Raw genomic sequence first — 349 nt, 5'->3', positions numbered from 1 at the left:
GACGTCGACATGCGTACGGATGCGCGTCGTGCCGGCCGCGAGGAATGCGCGCGCCAGCGCGAGCGACGCGGCGCCCGCATCGTGACCGCTCGTCGCGCGGTAGTGGCGCTCGTTCTCGATGCGGTCGACGAGGCGCGGCCCCACCGCGTTGCGATACCACGGCATGCCCCAGTGGGTCTTGTCGAGATGCGTGTGGCCTTCGACGAGGCCGGGCAGCGCGAGCGCGTGCGCGCCGTCCTCGATCGCGCAGCCCGCGGGCGCGTCGAGCGACGGGCCGATGCGCGCGATGCGCTCGCCTTCGATCAGGATGTCGAGCGCTTCGCCGGCGTGCGTGCGGACGTTGCGGATC

The 349-nt window shown here is 73.1% G+C and carries 1 pseudogene; it reads right to left on the bottom strand.

Annotation, left to right across the window (positions count from 1 at the left end):
- Positions 1-348: pseudogene (locus SB816_RS30285) on the bottom strand (cytosine deaminase); the annotation flags it as partial.
- Position 349 lies beyond the last annotated feature (1 nt).

Origin of the sequence: Achromobacter sp. SIMBA_011 (assembly GCF_046535435.1) — a bacterium.
Lineage (GTDB): Bacteria > Pseudomonadota > Gammaproteobacteria > Burkholderiales > Burkholderiaceae_B > Achromobacter > Achromobacter dolens.
Note: the sequence above shows the minus strand (reverse complement) of the source record. Positions and strands in the feature narration are given on the sequence as shown.